Genomic DNA, 20803 nt, shown 5'->3' on the forward strand with positions numbered 1-20803 from the left:
GCGCCGTTTGCGACCGGACAGCAATAGCCTGATGAAGGACTGACGTTTCCCATGTTGACCATCGCACTGTCCAAGGGCCGCATCCTTGACGACACTTTGCCGCTTCTGGCTGAAGCGGGCATCGTGCCGACCGAGAATCCGGACAAGAGCCGCAAGCTGATCATCCCTACGACCCAGGACGACGTTCGCCTGCTGATCGTACGGGCTACCGACGTGCCGACCTATGTTGAACAGGGCGCGGCCGACCTCGGTGTCGCCGGTAAAGACGTGTTGATGGAATACGGCGGCCAAGGCCTGTACGAGCCGCTGGACCTGCGCATTGCCCTGTGCAAGCTGATGACCGCCGGCCGTGTCGGTGATGTCGAGCCTAAAGGCCGCCTGCGCGTGGCCACCAAGTTCGTCAACGTCGCCAAGCGTTACTACGCCGAGCAAGGCCGCCAGGTCGACATCATCAAGCTCTACGGCTCGATGGAGCTGGCGCCGCTGATCGGCCTGGCCGACAAGATCATTGACGTGGTCGACACCGGTAACACCCTGCGTGCCAACGGTCTCGAACCACAGGACTTTATCGCCGACATCAGCTCTCGGCTGATCGTCAACAAAGCGTCGATGAAGATGCAGCACGCCCGTATCCAGGCGTTGATCGACACCCTGCGCCAGGCAGTGGAGTCTCGACACCGCGGTTGACTCACCCGCGTAGCTGAAAAGCTGCGCCCGTCTATCCGCCTCATAGCCAGAATTCTCAGGTGCCCAAGCGGAAACGACTGCTAGTTTAGGGCGCCTGAGTTTTTGCCAATTCTATTGAGGCCCTCGCTATGACCACGTCCACTGCAATTGCCCGACTCAACGCTGCCGACCCGGATTTCGCCCATCATCTGGATCATCTGCTGAGCTGGGAAAGCGTGTCCGACGACTCGGTCAACCAGCGGGTCCTCGACATTATCAAGGCGGTGCGCGAGCGCGGTGATGCGGCCCTGGTGGATTTCACCCGGCAATTCGACGGTCTGGACGTCAAGTCCATGTCCGACCTGATTCTGCCCCGCGAACGCCTGGAACTGGCCCTGACGCGCATCACCGCGCCCCAGCGCCAGGCCCTCGAAGTCGCCGCGACCCGAGTGCGCAGCTACCACGAAAAACAGAAGCAGGATTCCTGGAGCTACACCGAGGCCGACGGCACCGTACTGGGCCAGAAGGTCACGCCCCTGGACCGTGCGGGTTTGTACGTGCCGGGTGGCAAAGCCTCGTACCCCTCGTCGGTATTGATGAACGCGATTCCCGCCAAGGTGGCCGGCGTCACCGAGGTGGTCATGGTGGTACCGACCCCGCGCGGTGAAATCAACGAACTGGTACTGGCTGCCGCCTGCATTGCCGGTGTCGACCGCGTGTTTACCATCGGCGGTGCCCAAGCGGTTGCCGCCCTGGCTTATGGCACCGAAAGCGTGCCGAAGGTCGACAAGGTGGTCGGCCCCGGCAACATCTACGTGGCCACTGCCAAGCGCCACGTGTTCGGCCAGGTCGGTATCGACATGATCGCCGGCCCGTCGGAAATCCTCGTGGTGTGTGACGGCCAGACCGACCCGGATTGGATCGCCATGGACCTGTTCTCCCAGGCCGAACACGATGAAGACGCCCAGGCGATCCTGGTCAGCCCGGACGCGGAGTTCCTCGACAAGGTCGCCGCCAGCATCAATAAGCTGCTGCCGACCATGGACCGCGCCGAGATCATCGAGAAGTCGATCAATGGTCGTGGCGCGCTGATCCTGGTGCGCGACATGGAACAGGCCATCGAAGTGGCCAACCGTATCGCGCCGGAGCACCTGGAGCTGTCCGTGGCCGATCCACAGGCCTGGCTGCCGTCGATTCGCCATGCGGGTGCGATCTTCATGGGCCGCCACACCAGCGAAGCGCTGGGCGACTACTGTGCCGGTCCTAACCACGTGCTGCCGACGTCCGGCACCGCGCGCTTTTCGTCGCCGCTGGGGGTGTATGACTTCCAGAAGCGTTCGTCGATCATCTTTTGCTCGCCACTAGGCGCTTCCGAATTGGGCAAGACCGCTTCGGTGCTGGCCCGTGGTGAATCCTTGAGCGCCCACGCCCGTAGTGCTGAGTATCGAATCCTGGAAGAGGGGAAATAACACATGAGCAAATTCTGGAGCCCCTTCGTCAAGGACCTCGTGCCTTACGTGCCCGGCGAGCAACCGAAGCTGACCAGGCTGGTCAAGCTCAACACCAATGAAAACCCCTACGGCCCGTCGCCCAAGGCGCTGGCTGCGATGCAGGCCGAGTTGAACGACAACCTGCGCCTGTACCCGGACCCCAACAGCGACCTGCTCAAGCAGGCCGTGGCCAAGTACTACGGGATAGACGCCGGCAAGGTGTTCCTCGGTAACGGCTCCGATGAAGTCCTGGCGCACATCTTCCACGGCCTGTTCCAGCACGAGCTGCCGCTGTTGTTCCCGGATATCAGCTACAGCTTTTATCCGGTGTACTGCGGCCTCTACGGCATCAAGTCCGACCCGGTACCGTTGGACGAGCAGTTCCAGATCCGCGTAGCGGACTACGCCAGGCCCAACGGCGGGATCATCTTCCCTAACCCGAACGCGCCCACCGGCTGTGTGCTGGCGCTGGACGCCGTGGAGCAGATTCTCAAGGCCAGCCCGGATTCGGTGGTGGTGGTCGATGAAGCCTATATCGACTTTGGCGGCGAAACCGCGATCAGCCTGGTGGACCGTTACCCGAACCTGCTGGTGACCCAGACCCTGTCCAAATCGCGCTCACTGGCCGGTTTGCGCGTGGGCCTGGCCGTGGGCCACCCGGACCTCATCGAAGCGCTGGAGCGGGTCAAGAACAGCTTCAACTCCTACCCGCTGGATCGCCTGGCAATTGTCGGCGCGGCAGCGGCGTTCGAGGACCGGGCGTACTTCGACAAGACGTGCCAGTTGGTCATCGACAACCGCAATAAAGTGGTCGCGCAACTGGAAGGTAAAGGCTTTGAAGTGTTGCCGTCAGCGGCCAACTTCATCTTTGCCCGCCACCCACGGCACGACGCAGCCGGCCTGGCGGCCAAGCTGCGTGAGCAAGGGGTGATCGTGCGGCACTTCAAGCAGGAGCGGATTGCCCAGTTCCTGCGGATCAGCATCGGTACGCCGGAGCAGAACCAGGCGCTGATCGATGGGTTAGGTGAGCTCTAAGCCACACTGAAGATCAAAAAATGTGGGAGGGGGCTTGCCCCCGATAGCGGTGTATCAGTCAGCTAATGAATTGACTGACACACTGCCATCGGGAGCAAGCCCCCTCCCACATTAGGTTCTGCCATATGTGTTAGATCAGCGGCTCATCCGGCTTCTTGTTCTTCCAGCCATCATTGCCCGGCAGCAGCAGGTTCAGGCCAATCGCTACCACCGCACACAGGGCAATGCCCTTCAGGCCGAAGTCATCCGGGCCGGTCCCGGTTCCCACCAGCACACCGCCAATGCCGAACACCAGGGTTACCGACACAATCACCAGATTGCGCGCTTCACCCAGGTCGATCCTGTGGCGGATCAAGGTGTTCATCCCCACCGCGGCAATCGAGCCGAACAGCAGGCACAGGATCCCGCCCATCACCGGCACCGGGATGCTTTGCAGCAGCGCACCGAACTTGCCGATGAACGCCAGGCTGATGGCAAACACTGCCGCCCAGGTCATGATCTTCGGGTTGTAGTTCTTGGTCAGCATCACCGCGCCCGTCACTTCGGCGTAGGTGGTGTTCGGCGGGCCGCCAAACAGGCCGGCGGCCGTGGTGGCGATTCCGTCACCGAGCAAGGTGCGGTGCAGGCCAGGCTTCTTCAGGTAGTCGCGACCGGTCACGCTGCCCACCGCAATCACGCCGCCGATATGTTCGATCGCCGGGGCCAGGGCCACCGGGACGATAAACAGGATCGCCTGCCAGTTGAACTCCGGCGCGGTGAAGTGGGGCAGGGCGAACCACGGGGCGGCGGCGATCTTCGCCGTGTCGACCACGCCAAAGTAGAACGCCATGGCAAAGCCCACCAGCACGCCGGAGATGATCGGCACCAGGCGGAAGATACCCTTGCCGAACACCGCGACGATCAACGTGGTCAGCAGCGCCGGCATCGAGATCATCATCGCCGTCTGGTAATGAATCAACTCGGCGCCATCGCCGGATTTACCCATCGCCATGTTCGCGGCAATCGGTGCCATGGCCAGGCCGATGGAAATGATCACCGGGCCGATCACCACGGGCGGCAGCAGGCGGTCGATGAAACCGGTGCCTTTGATCTTCACGGCCAGGCCGAGGAAGGTATAGACAAAGCCAGCCGCCATCACCCCGCCCATGGTCGCTGCGAGGCCGAACTGGCCCTTGGCAAGAATGATCGGGGTAATGAAGGCAAAGCTCGACGCCAGGAAGACCGGCACCTGCCGCCCTGTCACCAGCTGGAACAACAGCGTGCCCAGGCCGGCGGTGAACAGGGCGACGTTTGGATCAAGACCTGTGATCAGTGGCATCAACACCAGCGCGCCAAATGCTACGAAGAGCATCTGTGCGCCAGACAGGATCTGGCGCCAAAGCGGGTCGTTGAACTCATCCTGCATGCTCACGCGTCCTTCTGCTTGGTGCCGAAGATCTTGTCACCGGCATCGCCCAGGCCTGGGATGATGTAACCGTGTTCGTTCAGGCGCTCGTCGATGGAGGCGGTGTAGATCTGCACGTCCGGGTGGGCTTTCTCGACGGCGGCGATGCCTTCAGGCGCGGCCACCAGCACCATGGCACGGATGTCCCGGCAACCGGCTTTTTTCAGCAGGTCGATGGTGGCAACCATGGAACTGCCGGTGGCGAGCATCGGGTCGATGATCATGGCCAGGCGCTCGTTGATTTCCGGTACGAGTTTTTCCAGGTAGGTGTGGGCCTGCAGGGTTTCTTCGTTGCGGGCGACGCCGACGGCGCTGACCTTGGCGCCCGGGATCAGGCTGAGCACGCCTTCGAGCATGCCGATACCGGCACGCAGGATCGGCACCACGGTAATTTTCTTACCGGCGATTTTCTCGACCTGGACAGTGCCTGCCCAACCTTCGATGTCGTAGGTTTCCAGGGGCAAATCTTTGGTGGCTTCGTAAGTGAGCAGCGCTCCGACTTCCTGAGCAAGCTCACGGAAATTCTTCGTGCTGATGTCGGCGCGGCGCATAAGGCCGAGTTTGTGTCGGATCAGCGGGTGGCGGATCTCGCGAGTGGGCATGGGAAAGGCTCCGGCGGCGGGCAAAAAAACCGGCCTAGATTAATCTATCCGAGGGTGTTGTCCTATAGACATCTAGTACGTTAGTCCATTAAGGCTTGCTCGGAGCGCATGAGAAGCGTACCTTCGCCCGCTTTTCTTGCCACAGCACCCCTTGGAGAGCGCCATGTCCGCTGATCTCGAGCATATCCGTCAAATCATGCGCGAGGCTGACTGCCTGTACACCGAAGCGCAAGTCGAAGCAGCGATCGCCAAGGTCGGCGCCCACATCACTCGCGAAATGGCCGACACCAACCCGGTGGTCTTTTGCGTGATGAACGGTGGGCTGATCTTCGCCGGAAAATTGCTCACGCATCTGCAATTCCCGCTGGAAGCGTCCTACCTGCACGCAACCCGTTATCGCAACGAAACCAGTGGCGGCGATTTGTTCTGGAAAGCCAAACCGGAAGTTTCGTTCATCGACCGCGACGTGCTGATCATCGACGACATCCTCGATGAGGGCCACACCCTGGGCGCGATCATCGACTTCTGCAAACACGCGGGCGCACGTAAGGTGCACACCGCCGTGCTGATCGACAAAGACCACGACCGCAAGGCCCGTCCCGAGTTGAAAGCCGATTTCGTCGGCCTGCCGTGCATCGATCGCTACATCTTCGGTTACGGTATGGATTACAAGGGCTACTGGCGCAACGCCAATGGAATCTACGCTGTCAAAGGTATGTAACCCATGACTCGCTTTCTTGATCAGACGCTGTTTGCCGAGTTGGCCGAGAAAGCGGGCGCCAGCCTCCGTGGCCGGCATCATCACAACTTTCATCAGATGGAAGAGCCGTGCCATCGCCTGGCCGTGGGCCTGCAGCCCAGCACCTACGTGCCGCCACATCGGCACTTGAGCGCCGACAAGGCGGAAACCTTGCTGGTCCTCCAGGGCCGCTTGGGCTTGCTGGTGTTCAGCGACACCGGCGAGGTGCTCGCCAAGCGCGTGATGCAGGCCGGCGGCGAATGCTCGGGCGTCGACCTGCCGCCCGGCGTGTTCCATGGCCTGGTGGTGCTGGCGCCCGACACGGTGATGTTCGAGTGCAAGGCCGGGCCTTATCGGCCGGTGGGCGAAGGTGAACTGGCCGATTGGGCGCCCCGTGAAGGCGACGCCAATGTGGCCGAGTATCAACGCTGGATGCTTGCCCAGTTCGATTGAGCTACAGTGCTGGGCCACCTCTTGCGGAGCGGCCCATGAGCCTGTTGATACGCACCTGCGCCGCCCTGGCGTTGACCCTCAGTCTGCCGCTGGCTGCGGCGCCTGCGCCGATGCATGCGCAGTTCCTGCCGCCGGACGATCTGACCCTGCGCGCCGAAACCCCTGACCAGCAGCAACTGCTGCAAGTCACCGAATATGCGGTGGTGGTGGGCAACCAGCGTCAATCCACGCAACAGCCGATCCCGGTGACCTCGCCGCTGATGATCCGTCTCAAGGGCAAGTCCCTGAACAAAGGCGCGACCATCAGCCAGGTGGTGCTCAACTTCGATGCCGAAAGCAAAAGCCTGAAAAAGCCGGTCTACGATGACAAGAGCAAAACCTTGACCCTGTCCTACCCGGTGGCCCAGTACCGAGTGATTGTCGACCTGCTGCGCAATGACACGGTGTATGTGCAGTTCCTCAGTTACGCCAACGGGCATGTCTGGGCGGATGTGCATACCGGTGCTGTTCGTAGCAAATAGCAAAAACACTGAAGAACCAATGTGGGAAGGGCTTGCCCCCGTCCACATTGGTTCTTCACCGCTTTCGAAGCCTGCGCCTCGCAGGTAGACTTCAAACCCCGTGTAAATGTCTGCTGGCTGGAGTCGGTAATGCGTAAAGATAAGAAACAGGTGATTGGTGACGAGATCGGCGACGAACAGATCAAGTTGTTCCTGGACTTCGAGCCGGTTGACGCGACGTCCCCGTCCCTGCACAAACTGATCAAGGCCTACCGTGGCCTGCGTATCGACGACTTCGAACGCTTCCTGGTTTTCTTCAAGGCGGCCGGTTTGGACCTGGATGGCAAGGATGAGCACGGCCAGACGTTTGTCGACCTGATCAAGGACCAGCGTAACGCCGCCGACTATATCGAGCTGATCGACAACGCTCGCGGCTGATTATTCCTGGGCATAAAAAAACGCCCCGTTCTCATCGCGAGAACGGGGCGTTTTTGCTTTTTACTGTAGGAGCGAGCTTGCTCGCAAAAAACCAGAGAACGCCGCGTTAAACCAGATGCGCTGCGTTATCGTTAACGATCTTCGCGAGCAAGCTCGCTCCTACCGGTCTCGGCGGCAGATTCAACCAGTTCGAGGCTGATGTTGTTCTGCGCGTTGATCTTGCGATACAGCTCGGCATCAGTCTCCAGGACCTTCTCCCGCGCCGGGAAGATCTCGTGCAGCTTGGTCGCCCATTCACCGGCAGCTTTCTGCGGGAAGCAACGCTCGATCAATTCCAGCATGATCGACACCGTCACCGAGGCGCCCGGGGAGGCACCCAGCAGCGCAGCCAGCGAGCCGTCCTTGGCCGCGACCAGCTCGGTGCCAAATTGCAGCACGCCGCCTTTCTTCGGGTCTTTCTTGATGATCTGCACCCGTTGGCCGGCCACTTCCAGGCGCCAGTCTTCGGCTTTCGCTTCAGGGTAGAAGCGACGCAGGGATTCCAGGCGCTGCTCCATGGACTGCATCACTTCGCTGACCAGGTACTTGGTCAGGTCCATGTTGTCGCGGGCCACGGCCAGCATCGGGCCAATGTTGCCGGCGCGAACCGACAGCGGCAGGTCGAGGAACGAACCGTGCTTGAGGAACTTGGTGGTGAAGCCGGCGTATGGCCCGAACAGCAGGGATTTCTTGCCGTCGACTACGCGGGTGTCCAGGTGCGGCACGGACATCGGCGGCGAGCCCACGGCGGCCTGGCTGTAGACCTTGGCCTGGTGGTGCTTGACCACTTCCGGGTTGTCGCAACGCAGCCACTGGCCGCTGACCGGGAAACCGCCAAACCCTTTGCTTTCTTCGATGCCCGAGGCCTGCAGCAGCGGCAGGGCCGCGCCACCGGCGCCGAGGAACACGAACTTGGCGTCCACTTCGCGGCTGTTGCCGCTGTTGACGTCCTTGATGCTCACGGTCCAGCCCGCGCCGTTACGCTTGAGGCCGGTCACGCGCTTGCTGTACTTGACCTGGGCGTCCGGTGAGCTGGTCAGGTGAGTGAGCAGCTGGTTGGTCAGGGCGCCGAAGTTGACGTCTGTGCCGTTCATCACGCGGGTGGCCGCGATTTTTTCGTCGAGCGGGCGCCCCGGCATCATCAGCGGCATCCACTCGGCCATTTCGCTGCGGTCTTCGGTGTAGTGCATGTCCGAGAACGCATGGTGCTGGCTGAGGGTTTCAAAGCGCTTCCTGAGGAACTCCACGCCTTTTTCGCCCTGCACGAAGCTCAGGTGCGGCACCGGGCTGATAAAGGACTTGGACGAGCCAAAGGTGCCCTTCCTGGTCAGGTAGGCCCAGAACTGCTTCGACACCTCGAACTGGGTGTTGATGTGCACGGCTTTCTTGATGTCGATGGAGCCATCGGCTGCCTGGGGCGTGTAGTTCAGCTCACACAGCCCGGCGTGGCCGGTACCGGCGTTGTTCCACGGGTTGGAACTTTCCGCGGCACCCGAGTCCATCAGCTCAACGACTTCCAGCTTGAGGCCGGGGTCGAGCTCTTTGAGCAGTACGGCCAGGGTGGCACTCATGATGCCGGCCCCTACCAGTACTACGTCGACTGCTTCGTTATGCGCCATTTAACGCGTCTCCAAAATCTGCAGCACCAAATTGACGGCATGGCTGCCAGGAGTGACGGGGCGTTTCACGTGTTGCCCCAGGTTACCCATGGCCAGGATCGCCATGTCCGTTTCGCAATTCCTTGCACATTCAGCACACGCTTCCTGCCCGGCCTGATCTGCCTATGAACGCATTCATGGGCGCCTGTGGCAATTCGACTTATGGTCAAAGCGTGGGATTCGTGCAATCAATCCGTAGCGGACAGGCTCAAGCTCCGGTGTTTGCGGAGTACTCGGGCCTGTGTGGTTGGGCTGTTCCAGACGCTGATGGTGCTTGTACAAACGCCAAACTATTCATTTGCTCGCCACACTCTTGTGAAGTTGTGAAAACCCGTTTTTTTCACGCTCTTTTGAAGACGTGAACCTCAAAAAAGGGCTGCCCCAGCCTGGCACCTGGCCCGCAAACCTCTGCCGACACGCGGCAAAACGGGCAAACAACTCAAGTGGCCGAGCGCAATGGCAGCTCTGGCAGATTCGGCAAAGGCGGGTGGTTTGCAAAGGAAACAGCAAGCTCGCCAGCTTCACAGGATCTGTGTGGGCGGCTCTCTGTGGGCGATTCTTGGGGTTAATACCGAGGCATTAACGATGCTGCGAGGCCCGATCAGGAGACGTCCTTATAATCGGGGGGAGATTGTAGCGAAGAACGCCGGGGAAATGGGCGGGTTTTATGACTTTTATTAGGCGTTCGGTCAGGCGGCCAACGCCTGGTGACGTGGCGACCGCACAGGGCATGGGCTTACACGGGCGCGAGCCGGCAACGGATGATGCATCCAGCTCAGGCGAATTTCTTCGATTTCCACCCAGCCTTCGCCGACGGGAGGCTGGCAGCACGCTTTGAACGCCTGGCAGCGGCCTTGCGCATCGAGCAGGGCGAACTGGCGAAGGGCGGGCTTGCGCGTAAACAGCGACCAGAGAAAATGCATGGCGATCAACCTCCTGAGATTGAAGCCAAGCATGCCTGCTTCGGATGACGAGCCCATGTAACGGCTATGACATATCGGTGACATCGAACCGCAGGCGAAGCCCCGGGTCACAGGTTGTAACTGACGCTAGTTCCCAGCAGGGGCGCCCCGCTATACTGCCGGCCTGTCGGTACCTGATTTCTGGAGAGAAGCGCATGTTGCAACGCCTGTTGTTCGGTTTGATCACTGTGACCAGCTTGACCCTGGTTGGCTGCGCCAACAGCCCGCAGCAACTGACCCCGGAACCGAAAATCACCACGCAGCTGGCCCCGGTGGGCCATGGCCAGCCGGTGTCGGTACGGGTGGTGGACGGTCGTCCGTCGCCGACACTCGGTTCGCGCGGTGGCCTGTACCCGGAAACCGCCCTGGTGTCGGTGAATGCTCAAGACGTGCTGCCCAAGCTGCAAGCCCAGGCCGAAGCGGCCGTGCGCCTGCTGGGGTTCACCCCCAGCCCCAACGCGCCGGGCGCTCCGCAGTTGACGATCACCCTGGCCGAGTTGAAGTATCAGTCGCCTAAAGACGGTCTTTACGTGACCGAGGCGTCCATTGGCGCCACCTTCAAGTCCGACGTCACCGCCGGTACCCGTCGCTACAGCGGCCGTTACGGTGCGTCGCTGAACCAGCGCTTCGGCATGTCGCCTAACCAGGAAACCAACACCAAGCTGGTCAGCGACGTCCTGAGCGACGCCTTGACCCGCCTGTTCAAGGACCCAAGCATCGGTTCATTGCTCAGCTCGCAGTAATCGCTCAAACAAAAAACCGGGCTCAGCGATGAGCCCGGTTTTTTTATGCCTTCAGTTTCACGCGGCCGTGTCGATACAAAAGTCCAGCATGCTCACCCCCGTCAACAGATCGGCCTCCGGCAAGTCTGCATGCTGGTGCCCGCCAAGGGCGCAATACACCAGCCAGTGGCGGTCCTGCACATTGAACGCCAGGCCGCCGATCAGCGCCTCTTGCTCGTCGCTTTGGGCAATCAGATACAGCCGATCCTGGTTGTGCGCGTGCAGCATGACAAGCTCCTGAGTGTTCGAAGGGCAACAGAGTGGCTTGTTAAGGTGACGTTCAGGTGACGGCGTAAATTACTGGATACATTAGCCGTCCATGGGGGGCGGAGCGGTTTTGGCATTCGATGCCACTACCGTTCAGGTTTGTATCTGAACCGATACCCAGACACTGTTTCATCGAGGTTTGCGATGGCGCTGCCCGCACTATTGATCAATGCCGTGGCTTTATCAGTGGCCTGCCCAGGCGCTGCGCTGTTGTTCATCACCCGCCTGCGTGAGCAGCGCGCGATGGCTGAGTTGACGGCGCAAAGTGAAGATCGCGCAATCGACCAGCCCATGCTGTTCCTGGATGTGCGCACCGAGCGGGCGCACCGTGTGGCTTACCGCATCGGGTTCGCCTGCCTTGGGCTGGCGCTGGCTATTTCCTGGCTCAGCACCCGAATCTAAAAAAACCGCAGAACCAATGTGGAAGGGGGCTACACCCCCTCCCACATTTTCTTGATCGGTGGTTACAGCGGGATCCCGGCCTTGACCCGATACTGATTGCGCACTGGCGTCGCGTATTGCACCACCAGGAAAGGCCGGTGCTCGGCCGGGCATTCGTTCAAGCGCCGCTCCCACTCCGCCTTCGCCTTGGCCAGTTCATCCGCCGGGAACACGTCGGCTGCCTTCGGCACCTGCAACTGCGGGTCGGCATCGCTCCACTGGGCGTACGCCAGGTAGTGCACCGGGAACAGCCGGTAGCCGCCGAGAATCTGTCGATCCATTTCTACCGCCAGGACCTTGGTGTCTTCGAAACGCTCGGTAATCGGCGGCGCGAAGTTGATATGTACGCGGCCTTTGTAGCCGGTGATGCCCAGGGCAATGCTGACGTCATCCTCGCCTTGCGCCTTGACGTAGGTGCCGGTGGTGGCGCGGATATACAGTTCGCGGGCCTTGGCGGCATCGCACGGGTCGTACTCGTAGCTGATGGACACCGGCGTCAGGTTGAGTGACTGGATCACCTCGGCAAACGGCTCGTCCTTGCGGCTGACATGGAACATCTTGAGGATCGCCGACTCGGTGCGGTCATCCCCGTCCTTGGCGCGGCCTTCGGCCTGGGCGATCCAGATCGACTGGCAGTCGTTGCGGATCGAATGGTTGATATAGGCCGACAGCAGGTTGAACGCCGCCATCTTCTCCTTTCGCCCGGTGATCGAACGGTGCACGATGAAGCTCTTGTTCAGGCGCATCAGGTCACTGACAAACGGCTTTTGCAGCAGGTTGTCGCCGATGGCGATCCGTGGCGTCGGCAGGCCGGCGTGGTAGACGGCATAGTTGACGAAGGCCGGGTCCATCACGATGTCGCGGTGGTTGGCCAGGAACAGGTAGGCGGTGCCGGATTTGAGCTGTTCGACGCCGGTGTAGGTCACGCCGTCGGTCGCCCGGTCAATGGTGTGGTCGACGTAATACTCGACTTTGTCCTGAAGCGTGGCCACGGTGGTGACACCGGCGAACTCGCGGCGCAGTTTGCGCGCGATCATCGGCTTGAGCAGCCAGCCCAGGGCGCCGGCAAAGCGCGGGAAGCGGAAGTGGGTCAGGATGTCCAGAAAGGCCTTGTCACTGAACAGCCGGGCCAGCACTGCCGGGACTTCGCTGTCGTTGTAAGGTCGGATGGTATCGAATTCGCCCATCATGCTCTCTTGTTAGAAACGGCTAGGGTAAGTAAAGGAAATACCAGGGTGCGGTCCGGGCAATTGGCCCGGCCGGAAAATAGCCCTGTAAATAGACCGGCGATTATACGCACAAGTCACCTGGGAGACTGCGATGCTGGAAACTGCGCTGTACGATTGTCCTTATTGTGGTGAAGCGGTAGAGACCGCGGTGGATTTATCCGGCGGTGATCAGACCTACATCGAGGACTGTCAGGTGTGTTGCCGACCGATCATTTTCAACCTGCAGGTCCATGGTGAAGAGTGGATGCTCGAAACCCGCAGTGAAAACGAATAACAGGTACGCCCATGCAGCGAATCTACGAACCGGAAAACCTGATGGAAGGCGAGTTGCTGCAGCAAATGCTCGCCAGCGAGGGCATCGAGGCGCACCTGGTAGGGCGCCATTTGCTCGGCGGCACGGGGGAGTTGCCGATCTTCGGCCTGCTGGGGCTGGAAGTGGATAACGACCGGGCGGCTGAAGCCCGCGAGCTGATTACCGCCTATATCGGTGCGCAACCCCTGCCCGGCGACGAACCCGACAGCTTCCCCGACGTATTGGTCTGTTAGGCTGTCGGTCGGTTTACCCAAGAGTCGTGTTGCCCCATGTGTGGACGTTATGCCCTGTTTCGCTGGAACCCTACCTTTGCTGCCCTGCCGGGTTTTCCGGCCGACCAGCAGGCCCAGTGGAACATTTCCCCGAATGATTCGGTGCTGATCCAGCGCCTCAATGAAGGCCAGCGCACCCTGGCACGGGCGCGCTGGGGCCTGACGCCGCCCTGGCTGACTGACCTTTCCCGCACCCCGGCCCATGCCCGTGCCGAAACCCTGGCCGAGCAACCGATGTTTCGCGAAGCGTTTCGCCAGCGCCGTTGCCTGCTGCCCGCCAACGGTTTCTACGAATGGCGCGGCACCCAGCGCAAGCGTCCGTACTGGCTGACGCCGGGGGAGGGCTCGACCCTGTTTTTTGCAGCGATCTGGGAGGCGTACCCGGTGCAGGAGCAAGTGTGGCTGAGTACGGCAGTGGTGACCCAGGCCGCCCAGAGTCAGCGCCGGCCGTTGATTCTGGACACGGCGGGGCAGGCCGCCTGGCTCGATCCCGAGACGCCCTTGCATGTGTTGCAAGGCTTGCTGGCCAGTGAGCCGGTCCCATTGCGTGAGCGAGTCCTGGCCAACATGGTCAATGATCCCAAGCTCAACGGGCCGGAGTGCCTGACCCCGGCCTGAGCCTGAGGCCGGTTGCTCACTGAAGTTGTCGGGCGTGTGAGATGTGTCCGAAATTCATCGGTTACACGTCTGTTGTATCTGGCGCCGATACAAATGAGCGCCTACGATACGCGCCATGTTTTCAGGGCGTCTTTTCAGGGAGAGTGTATTGATGAAGAAATCATTGGCCGTAAGTGTATTGGCGGCAGGCGTGTTGCTGGCCGGGTGTCAGTCGGTCAACACCACCAGCGGCGGCGCCGTCGGGGTTGAGCGCAAGCAATATATGTTCAGCATGTTGTCGAGCCAGGAAGTCGACCAGATGTACGCCCAGTCCTACCAGCAGACCCTGGGCGAGGCCAGCAGCAAAGGCCAGTTGGACAAGACCAGTGCCAATGCCAAGCGTGTGCAGGCGATCGCCAATCGGCTGATCGCCCAGGCGCCGACCTTCCGCCCGGATGCGGCGCAGTGGAAGTGGGAAGTGAACCTGATCAAGAGCGATGAGATGAACGCCAACTGCGGACCTGGCGGCAAGATCTTCGTGTACAGCGCGTTGATCGACAACCTCAAGCTCACCGATGATGAACTGGCCGCGGTGATGGGCCATGAAATCGCCCACGCCTTGCGGGAGCATGGCCGCGAAGCCATGTCCAAGGCCTACGGCATCGAGATGGCCAAGCAGGGCGCCGGTGCGTTGTTCGGCCTGGGCCAGGACAGCCTGGCGCTGGCCGATACCGTGGCCAACTACGGCATGACCTTGCCCAACAGCCGCAGCAATGAAAACGAAGCGGACCTGATCGGCCTGGAACTGGCGGCCCGTGCCGGCTACAACCCGAACGCGGCGATCACGCTGTGGAACAAGATGGCCAAGGCTTCGGAAGGCGCACCGCCGGAGTTCATGAGCACTCACCCGGCCTCCGACAGCCGGATCGCCTCGTTGCAGGCGGCGATTCCGAAGGTGATGCCGCTCTACCAGCAGGCCAAGAAGTCCTAAGACTTCAACGACAAGTAGCAAGCTTCAAGCTGCAGGAAAAAGCACTGCTTCTTCCTGCAACTTGAGGCTTGCAGCTTGCAGCTAGATCCAGCCACTGCTCTGCATGGCCTTGTACACCGCCACAATCGCCAGGACAAAGAACGCCGTTGCCGCCAGTCGACGAATCAACGTCAGTGGCAGTTTCTCCGCCGCGAAATTCCCCGCCAGAACCACCGGTACGTTGGCAATCAACATGCCCAGGGTGGTGCCGATAATCACCAGCCACAGTTCCGGGTATTGCGCTGCGAGCATCACCGTGGCGATCTGGGTCTTGTCCCCGATTTCCGCGAGGAAGAATGCAATCAGCGTGGTCAGGAACGGCCCGAACTTGCGCGTGGTGCTGGCTTCGTCATCGTCGAGTTTGTCTGGCACCAGGGTCCACAGCGCGGTGGCGCAGAAGCTGGCCGCGAGAATCCAGTGCAATACCGCATCCGAGAAGAAACTCCCGAACCAGGCCCCCACGGCACCGGCGGCGGCATGGTTGGCCAGGGTCGCAGCGACGATGCCGGCGATGATCGGCCAGGGTTTGCGAAAGCGTGCGGCAAGGATGAGCGCGAGCAGTTGCGTCTTGTCGCCGATTTCGGCCAAGGCAACGATTGCGGTAGGAACGAGCAATGAATCCAGCATCAGGTAGGTTTCCAGGGGCGGGTCGACACGGCTATGACACGTACAGCCTTCCCGCCCCGGGTAAGGTGTGCGTGTCATAGGTCTTGTCAAACCCCGGTCCGTCTGTGCGGACTCCTGGGTCGCATACGCCATGGCCTGTTGACCAAGTATGTTGACGTATGCCGGACGAGCGTGGCGCTCGTGGGAGACTACTCCCCTAGGACGGAGCGGATTCTGCCTAGGCAAAATCCATTCGGCAAGCGTTCTTTTTCAAACGGCTATCAGCCGCGCTTGGCACGGTAGATGCGAAAACCATTGCCTTCGGCCTTGACCGCACACACGCCCAGATGCTCTTCGATCAACGGTTGGTACTTCAGGAAGCTGTTAGCCACCAGGCGAAGTTCGCCACCTTTTGCCAGGTGTTTCGCCGCTTTTCGCAGCAGGTTCTCCGTGGCGAAATAGTCGGTGTGCACGCCGACATGGAACGGTGGATTGCTCAAGATTGCATTCAACCCCATCGGCGCGGCGTCGATGCCGTCACCGGTCAATACCTCCGCTTCCAGACCGTTGGCGGCCAGGGTCAGGCGACTGCTGGCGGCGGCGAAAGCATCCACGTCCAGCATCGTTACGCTGTTGTGCGGGTAGCGACGTTTGACAGCCGCCCCCAACACACCGGCGCCGCAACCGAAGTCGAGCAAATGGCCGCTCGGCAATTTGTCCAAGTGCTCCAGCAACAGCTCGGTACCGCGATCCAGACGGCCGTGGCTGAATACACCCGGCAGGCTCACCACCTTGAGCGGGCCTTCGGCCAGCGGCACATCGAACACCTGCGCCAGGCTTTCCAGCTCGACCGCTTGCGGGGCGTTGGCCACGGTGATTTGCCACAGTTGGCAATGCCGCGCGTTGTCGAGCTTGCGCGGTTTGCCATACGGCGCCATCTGCTTGGCGGCGCTTTCGATACCGCCTTTTTTCTCCCCCACCAGGAATAGTTCGGCGCCGGGCAGTCGCGCTGCCACGGCATTGAGCAGGTAATCGGTGAGGTCCTTGGACTTGGGCAGGAAGATCACCGCCGCCTCGAACCCGCGCTCGGGCGCATTCACCCCAAACTGGCTGCGCTCCGGGAAGCGCGCGTCGAGCGCCGCCTGGTCGCCGGCATGCCAGCACCAGCCGTGGGCGTTGGGCAGGCGACCCAGCAGGTCGTCGGCGGGCAGGCCCACCAGCAGCAGGTTGCCTTGAAAAAGTTCGGCCTGACGAAGCAGTACTTCACTGCGCGGATCCATGGTCTGCTCCTTGAAAAGGGGCGCAGTTTATCAACTGACGACGCGCAGCGGGGCGCCACTGAAAAAGCCCCGGGCGTTTTCCGCCAGTTGGCCGACGATACGCTGGCGCGCTTCACGGCTGCCCCAGGCGTTGTGGGGGGTGACAATCAGTCGAGGAATATCGCCGGCCAGCAATGGGTTGCCATTGACCGGGGGCTCAACACTCAGCACATCGGTCGCCGCGCCGCCCAGGTGGCCGCTGCGCAGGGCATCGGCCAGGGCCTGCTCGTTGATCAAGCCACCGCGCGCGGTGTTGACGATAAACGCGCCGGGCTTGAGCCGCGCCAATTCACGGGCGCCGATAAAGTCCCGGGTGTGTTCATTGAGCGGGCAGTGCAAGGTGAGTGCGTCCACCTGCGCCAGCAGTTCATCCAGGGGCACGCGGTCGGCGCGGGCAGGGCGCCCGGGAATCGCGCCGAGTAGCACGCGCATCCCGAAGGCTTCGGCCAGGCGTGCCACGGCACTGCCCAGTTCGCCATGGCCCAGCAGGCCGAGGGTCTTGCCTTCCAGCTCGACAATCGGGTGGTCCAGCAGGCAGAACTGTTTGGCCTCTTGCCATTTGCCGGCGCTCACATCGCGCTGATAGTCCTGTAGCCGCGTCGCCAGGTTGAGCAACAGCATAATCGTGTGCTGCGCCACCGACGGTGTGCCGTAGCCCTGGCAGTTGCTCACGGTGATGCCATGGGCGCGGGCGGCTTCCAGGTCAATGTTGTTGGTGCCGGTGGCCGATACCAGGATCAACTTGAGTTCCGGGCAGGCCCCCAGGGTCTCGCTGTTGAGCGGGATTTTGTTACTGATCGCCACCTGCGCGCCTTGCAGGCGCTCGACCACATTCTGCGGCGTGGTGCCCGTCAACAACTGCAAGTCGCTGAAGCTGCCGTGCAACTCGCTGAGGTCGAGGTCGCCCAGATCCAGGGACGGGTGATCAAGGAAGACGGCGCGGCGATTGTTCGTCATCAACTGTACCTTTTGCGACAGGGTTCGAAGGCGTAATCTGCCGAGCCTACCAGATGAAATAATCCGTTACTTAATGGAGTGAGTATGTACGCCGCCGAGTTTTTGACCGTAGCCCTGATTCACCTGTTGGCGGTGGCCAGCCCCGGCCCGGATTTTGCGGTGGTGGTGCGTGAGAGCGTGACCCACGGCCGCCGCGCCGGAACCTGGACTGCGTTGGGCGTGGGCTCGGCGATTTTCCTGCACGTGGGCTATTCGCTGCTCGGCATCGGCCTGATCGTGTCCCAGTCCATCGTGTTGTTCAACGCACTGAAATGGGCGGCGGCCGCCTACCTGCTGTACATCGGCTTCAAGGCCCTGCGCGCCAAACCGGCCAAGCCTGCCGCCGAGGGCGAGTTGCACCGCGAAGCGGGCGAGCGCACCCCGCGCGGCGCGTTTACCGCAGGCTTCGTCACCAACGGCCTGAACCCCAAGGCGACGTTGTTCTTCCTGTCGCTGTTCACCGTGGTGATCAACCCGCACACCCCGCTGGCGATTCAGGCTGGCTACGGCGTGTACCTGGCGGTGGCGACGGCGTTGTGGTTCTGCCTGGTGGCGATGTTGTTCAGCCAGCAGCGCGTGCGCGCCGGGTTTGCGCGGATGGGGCATTGGTTTGATCGGACCATGGGAGCGGTGTTGATTGCGATTGGGGTGAAGTTGGCGTTTACCAGCGCGAAATAAACGCTGTTCTCAAGTAAACACAATCCAGTGTGGGAGGGGGCTTGCTCCCGATGGCGGTGCTTCAGTCGACACGTGTATTGACTGATTCACCGCCATCGGGAGCAAGCCCCCTCCCACATTTGACCTCCATTGTCCCTGAATAATGGCTCAAAGCTAGCATTCCCCAGCCTCTGCAAATCATTCCTTTGGCTGATTTAGCTGAAACATAACCTCTCTACAGTGCAGGTCTTCAAGCCAAGACCGTGCAGTCATAAAAGGGATTCGTATGTTGCAGACCCGTGTTATTCCGCCCGCCGAAGGTGCGTATCAATACCCGCTGTTGATCAAGCGCCTGTTGATGTCCGGTACCCGTTACGAGAAGACCCGGGAAATTGTCTATCGCGACAAGCTGCGCTACACCTACCCCACCTTGATCGAGCGCGTCGCGCGCCTGGCCAACGTGCTTACCGCAGCCGGGGTCAAGGCCGGTGACACTGTGGCGGTGATGGATTGGGACAGTCATCGTTACCTGGAATGCATGTTCGCCATCCCGATGATCGGCGCGGTGATCCACACCATCAATGTGCGCCTGTCGCCGGAACAGATTCTCTACACCATGAACCACGCCGAGGACCGCTTCGTGCTGGTCAACAGCGAGTTCGTGGGGCTCTACCAGGCCATTGCCGGGCAGCTCGCCACCGTCGACAAGACGCTGCTGCTCACCGACGGCGAAGCCAAGACCGCCGAGTTGCCCAACCTGGTCGGTGAGTATGAAACCCTGCTGGCCGCCGCCAGCCCGAAGTACGATTTCCAGGACTTCGACGAACACTCCGTCGCCACCACCTTCTACACCACCGGTACCACCGGCAACCCCAAGGGCGTGTACTTCACTCATCGCCAGCTGGTGCTGCACACCATCGGCGTGGCGACCATCATGGGCAGCGTCGACAGTGTGCGCCTGCTGGGCACCAACGACGTGTACATGCCGATCACGCCGATGTTCCACGTGCATGCCTGGGGCCTGCCGTATGTGGCGACCATGCTTGGCCTTAAGCAGGTCTACCCCGGCCGCTACGACCCGGAATACCTGGTGGAGCTGTGGCGCAAGGAGAAGGTCACCTTTTCCCACTGCGTGCCGACCATCCTGCAAATGGTGCTCAACGCCAAGGCTGCCCAAGGCGTCGATTTTGGCGGCTGGAAAATCGTCATCGGCGGCAGTGCGCTCAACCGCACGCTGTATGAGGCGGCAAAGGCCCGCGGGATTCAGCTCACCGCCGCGTACGGCATGTCCGAGACCGGCCCGCTGGTGTCCTGTGCCCACCTCAACGAGGAACTGATAGCTGGCACCGAGGACGAGCGCATCAGCTACCGCATCAAGGCCGGCGTGCCCGGGCCGTTGGTGGAAGCGGCGATCATGGACGCCGAGGGCAATTTCCTGCCTGCCGACGGCGAGTCCCAGGGTGAGTTGGTGCTGCGCGCGCCGTGGCTGACCGAGGGGTATTACAACGAGCCGCAGAAGGGCGCCGAGCTGTGGGCGGGTGGCTGGATGCACACCGGCGACGTGGCCACCCTCGATGCATTTGGGGTGATCGATATCCGCGACCGCATCAAGGACGTGATCAAGACCGGCGGCGAGTGGATCTCCTCCCTGGCCCTCGAAGACCTGGTCAGCCGTCACCCGGCGGTACGCGAAGTAGCGGTGGTGGGCATCGCCGACCCGCAGTGGGGCGAGCGTCCGTTTGCGTTGCTGGTGGTGCGTGATGGCCATGAGATTGGGGCCCGCGAGCTCAAGGAACACCTCAAGCCTTTTGTCGAACTGGGCCATTTGAGCAAGTGGGCGATTCCGAGCCAGATCGCCGTTGTTACGGAAATTCCCAAGACCAGTGTCGGCAAGCTCGACAAAAAACGTATCCGTATTGACATCATTGAATGGCAGGCCAACAACAGCACCTTCCTGTCCACCCTCTGAGCTGATTTGCCGTGCCCTTGTGGCACGGCGATGCTCTATCTCGCGCCTTCACTTGTGATTTGCCAATTTTCAGCCATCCTTGCCGCGTCGGCCTTCGCCGACATGGCGAAAGGGCTGTGGCAGACGGGTTGGTGATGCAAATCACACTTTAGAGGGATCAAGCGGTACCCCCTGCTGGCTATAGTCCCACCCAGAGTTTTTCAAGGATGCGTCGCTTCGGGCCATGGAGGTTCAGTTGCCAGGCGGCATTGGAATCGTTGTATTCCGGCCGTTACAAGCATCACAGAACAAACTCACTG

At 61.2% G+C, this 20803-nt stretch carries 24 protein-coding genes and 1 riboswitch; of the genes, 15 read left to right on the forward strand and 9 right to left on the reverse strand.

Going from position 1 to position 20803, the window contains the following annotated elements; all coding sequences use genetic code 11:
• The first annotated feature begins 51 nt into the window (after positions 1-51).
• The 3 genes from hisG (at position 52) to hisC (ending at position 3191) form a co-directional block, all read left to right on the forward strand.
• On the forward strand, positions 52-687 hold the full coding sequence (gene hisG / locus BB029_RS05950) for an ATP phosphoribosyltransferase (RefSeq protein WP_065938537.1): 636 nt from the start codon (positions 52-54) through the stop codon (positions 685-687).
• Between the two features lie 128 nt (positions 688-815).
• The gene (gene hisD / locus BB029_RS05955; RefSeq protein ID WP_065938538.1) at positions 816-2135 is read left to right on the forward strand and encodes a histidinol dehydrogenase; all 1320 of its coding nucleotides are present in this window, start codon (positions 816-818) and stop codon (positions 2133-2135) included.
• A gap of 3 nt (positions 2136-2138) precedes the next feature.
• Positions 2139-3191 (forward strand): histidinol-phosphate transaminase, encoded by a 1053-nt coding sequence (gene hisC, locus BB029_RS05960; RefSeq protein WP_027604800.1) that lies wholly within the window; start codon positions 2139-2141, stop codon positions 3189-3191.
• Positions 3192-3321: 130 nt separating this feature from the next.
• Here the strand turns inward: hisC and BB029_RS05965 are convergent, their stop codons facing one another.
• Complete coding sequence (locus BB029_RS05965; RefSeq protein ID WP_027604799.1) at positions 3322-4596, reverse strand: uracil-xanthine permease family protein; 1275 nt, start codon at positions 4594-4596, stop codon at positions 3322-3324.
• Between the two features lie 2 nt (positions 4597-4598).
• The gene (gene upp / locus BB029_RS05970) at positions 4599-5237 is read right to left on the reverse strand and encodes a uracil phosphoribosyltransferase (protein ID WP_027604798.1); all 639 of its coding nucleotides are present in this window, start codon (positions 5235-5237) and stop codon (positions 4599-4601) included.
• A gap of 163 nt (positions 5238-5400) precedes the next feature.
• On the opposite strand from upp, the gene BB029_RS05975 reads away from it, so the two are divergent.
• The 4 genes from BB029_RS05975 (at position 5401) to BB029_RS05990 (ending at position 7367) form a co-directional block, all read left to right on the forward strand.
• Positions 5401-5958: a hypoxanthine-guanine phosphoribosyltransferase gene (locus BB029_RS05975; RefSeq protein ID WP_027604797.1), complete on the forward strand. Its 558-nt coding sequence runs from the start codon at positions 5401-5403 to the stop codon at positions 5956-5958.
• Between the two features lie 3 nt (positions 5959-5961).
• Positions 5962-6429: a WbuC family cupin fold metalloprotein gene (locus BB029_RS05980; RefSeq protein WP_065938539.1), complete on the forward strand. Its 468-nt coding sequence runs from the start codon at positions 5962-5964 to the stop codon at positions 6427-6429.
• Between the two features lie 35 nt (positions 6430-6464).
• Positions 6465-6950, forward strand: a complete 486-nt coding sequence (locus BB029_RS05985) for a hypothetical protein (RefSeq protein WP_027604795.1) — start codon at positions 6465-6467, stop codon at positions 6948-6950.
• Positions 6951-7079: 129 nt separating this feature from the next.
• Positions 7080-7367 (forward strand): PA4642 family protein, encoded by a 288-nt coding sequence (locus BB029_RS05990; protein WP_065938540.1) that lies wholly within the window; start codon positions 7080-7082, stop codon positions 7365-7367.
• A 131-nt stretch (positions 7368-7498) separates the two neighbouring features.
• On the opposite strand, the gene mqo is transcribed toward BB029_RS05990, so the two are convergent.
• Complete coding sequence (gene mqo / locus BB029_RS05995; protein WP_065938541.1) at positions 7499-9025, reverse strand: malate dehydrogenase (quinone); 1527 nt, start codon at positions 9023-9025, stop codon at positions 7499-7501.
• Positions 9026-9753: 728 nt separating this feature from the next.
• Positions 9754-9987, reverse strand: coding sequence for a hypothetical protein (locus tag BB029_RS06000; protein ID WP_065938542.1), 234 nt, complete (start codon positions 9985-9987; stop codon positions 9754-9756).
• 194 nt (positions 9988-10181) lie between these two features.
• Between BB029_RS06000 and BB029_RS06005 the strand changes: the two genes are divergently transcribed.
• A complete protein-coding gene (locus BB029_RS06005) occupies positions 10182-10769 on the forward strand; it encodes a YajG family lipoprotein (RefSeq protein WP_025855554.1) in 588 nt (195 codons plus the stop codon).
• A gap of 57 nt (positions 10770-10826) precedes the next feature.
• Here the strand turns inward: BB029_RS06005 and BB029_RS06010 are convergent, their stop codons facing one another.
• On the reverse strand, positions 10827-11036 hold the full coding sequence (locus BB029_RS06010; RefSeq protein WP_027604790.1) for a hypothetical protein: 210 nt from the start codon (positions 11034-11036) through the stop codon (positions 10827-10829).
• A gap of 183 nt (positions 11037-11219) precedes the next feature.
• Between BB029_RS06010 and BB029_RS06015 the strand changes: the two genes are divergently transcribed.
• On the forward strand, positions 11220-11477 hold the full coding sequence (locus BB029_RS06015) for a hypothetical protein (RefSeq protein WP_027604789.1): 258 nt from the start codon (positions 11220-11222) through the stop codon (positions 11475-11477).
• 62 nt (positions 11478-11539) lie between these two features.
• Here BB029_RS06015 and BB029_RS06020 read toward each other — a convergent pair whose 3' ends face one another.
• Entirely contained in the window at positions 11540-12703 is a 1164-nt protein-coding gene (locus BB029_RS06020) for a 1-acyl-sn-glycerol-3-phosphate acyltransferase (protein ID WP_174556991.1), read from the reverse strand.
• 133 nt (positions 12704-12836) lie between these two features.
• Here BB029_RS06020 and BB029_RS06025 point away from each other — a divergent pair, with 133 nt between their 5' ends.
• The 4 genes from BB029_RS06025 to BB029_RS06040 all read left to right on the forward strand — a co-directional run bounded on the left by BB029_RS06025 (position 12837) and on the right by BB029_RS06040 (position 14918).
• On the forward strand, positions 12837-13019 hold the full coding sequence (locus tag BB029_RS06025) for a CPXCG motif-containing cysteine-rich protein (RefSeq protein WP_027604787.1): 183 nt from the start codon (positions 12837-12839) through the stop codon (positions 13017-13019).
• 11 nt (positions 13020-13030) lie between these two features.
• Positions 13031-13291 carry a putative signal transducing protein gene (locus tag BB029_RS06030; protein ID WP_027604786.1) on the forward strand — a complete coding sequence of 87 codons (261 nt, stop codon included), beginning with the start codon at positions 13031-13033 and terminating at the stop codon, positions 13289-13291.
• Positions 13292-13327: 36 nt separating this feature from the next.
• Positions 13328-13948 (forward strand): SOS response-associated peptidase, encoded by a 621-nt coding sequence (locus tag BB029_RS06035; protein ID WP_065938543.1) that lies wholly within the window; start codon positions 13328-13330, stop codon positions 13946-13948.
• A gap of 151 nt (positions 13949-14099) precedes the next feature.
• Positions 14100-14918 (forward strand): M48 family metallopeptidase, encoded by an 819-nt coding sequence (locus BB029_RS06040; protein ID WP_027604784.1) that lies wholly within the window; start codon positions 14100-14102, stop codon positions 14916-14918.
• Between the two features lie 81 nt (positions 14919-14999).
• Here the strand turns inward: BB029_RS06040 and BB029_RS06045 are convergent, their stop codons facing one another.
• The 3 genes from BB029_RS06045 to BB029_RS06055 all read right to left on the reverse strand — a co-directional run bounded on the left by BB029_RS06045 (position 15000) and on the right by BB029_RS06055 (position 17839).
• A complete protein-coding gene (locus BB029_RS06045) occupies positions 15000-15584 on the reverse strand; it encodes a TMEM165/GDT1 family protein (protein WP_005784895.1) in 585 nt (194 codons plus the stop codon).
• An 89-nt stretch (positions 15585-15673) separates the two neighbouring features.
• Positions 15674-15793, reverse strand: a riboswitch (yybP-ykoY riboswitch).
• 51 nt (positions 15794-15844) lie between these two features.
• The gene (locus BB029_RS06050; protein ID WP_065938544.1) at positions 15845-16843 is read right to left on the reverse strand and encodes a class I SAM-dependent methyltransferase; all 999 of its coding nucleotides are present in this window, start codon (positions 16841-16843) and stop codon (positions 15845-15847) included.
• 30 nt (positions 16844-16873) lie between these two features.
• Complete coding sequence (locus BB029_RS06055; protein ID WP_065938545.1) at positions 16874-17839, reverse strand: 2-hydroxyacid dehydrogenase; 966 nt, start codon at positions 17837-17839, stop codon at positions 16874-16876.
• A gap of 84 nt (positions 17840-17923) precedes the next feature.
• On the opposite strand from BB029_RS06055, the gene BB029_RS06060 reads away from it, so the two are divergent.
• The gene (locus tag BB029_RS06060; protein WP_065938546.1) at positions 17924-18556 is read left to right on the forward strand and encodes a LysE family translocator; all 633 of its coding nucleotides are present in this window, start codon (positions 17924-17926) and stop codon (positions 18554-18556) included.
• 265 nt (positions 18557-18821) lie between these two features.
• The gene (locus BB029_RS06065) at positions 18822-20504 is read left to right on the forward strand and encodes a fatty acid--CoA ligase (protein WP_065938547.1); all 1683 of its coding nucleotides are present in this window, start codon (positions 18822-18824) and stop codon (positions 20502-20504) included.
• Positions 20505-20803 lie beyond the last annotated feature (299 nt).

Origin of the sequence: Pseudomonas sp. S3E12, assembly GCF_001702295.1 — a bacterium.
Taxonomy (GTDB): Bacteria; Pseudomonadota; Gammaproteobacteria; order Pseudomonadales; family Pseudomonadaceae; genus Aquipseudomonas; species Aquipseudomonas marginalis.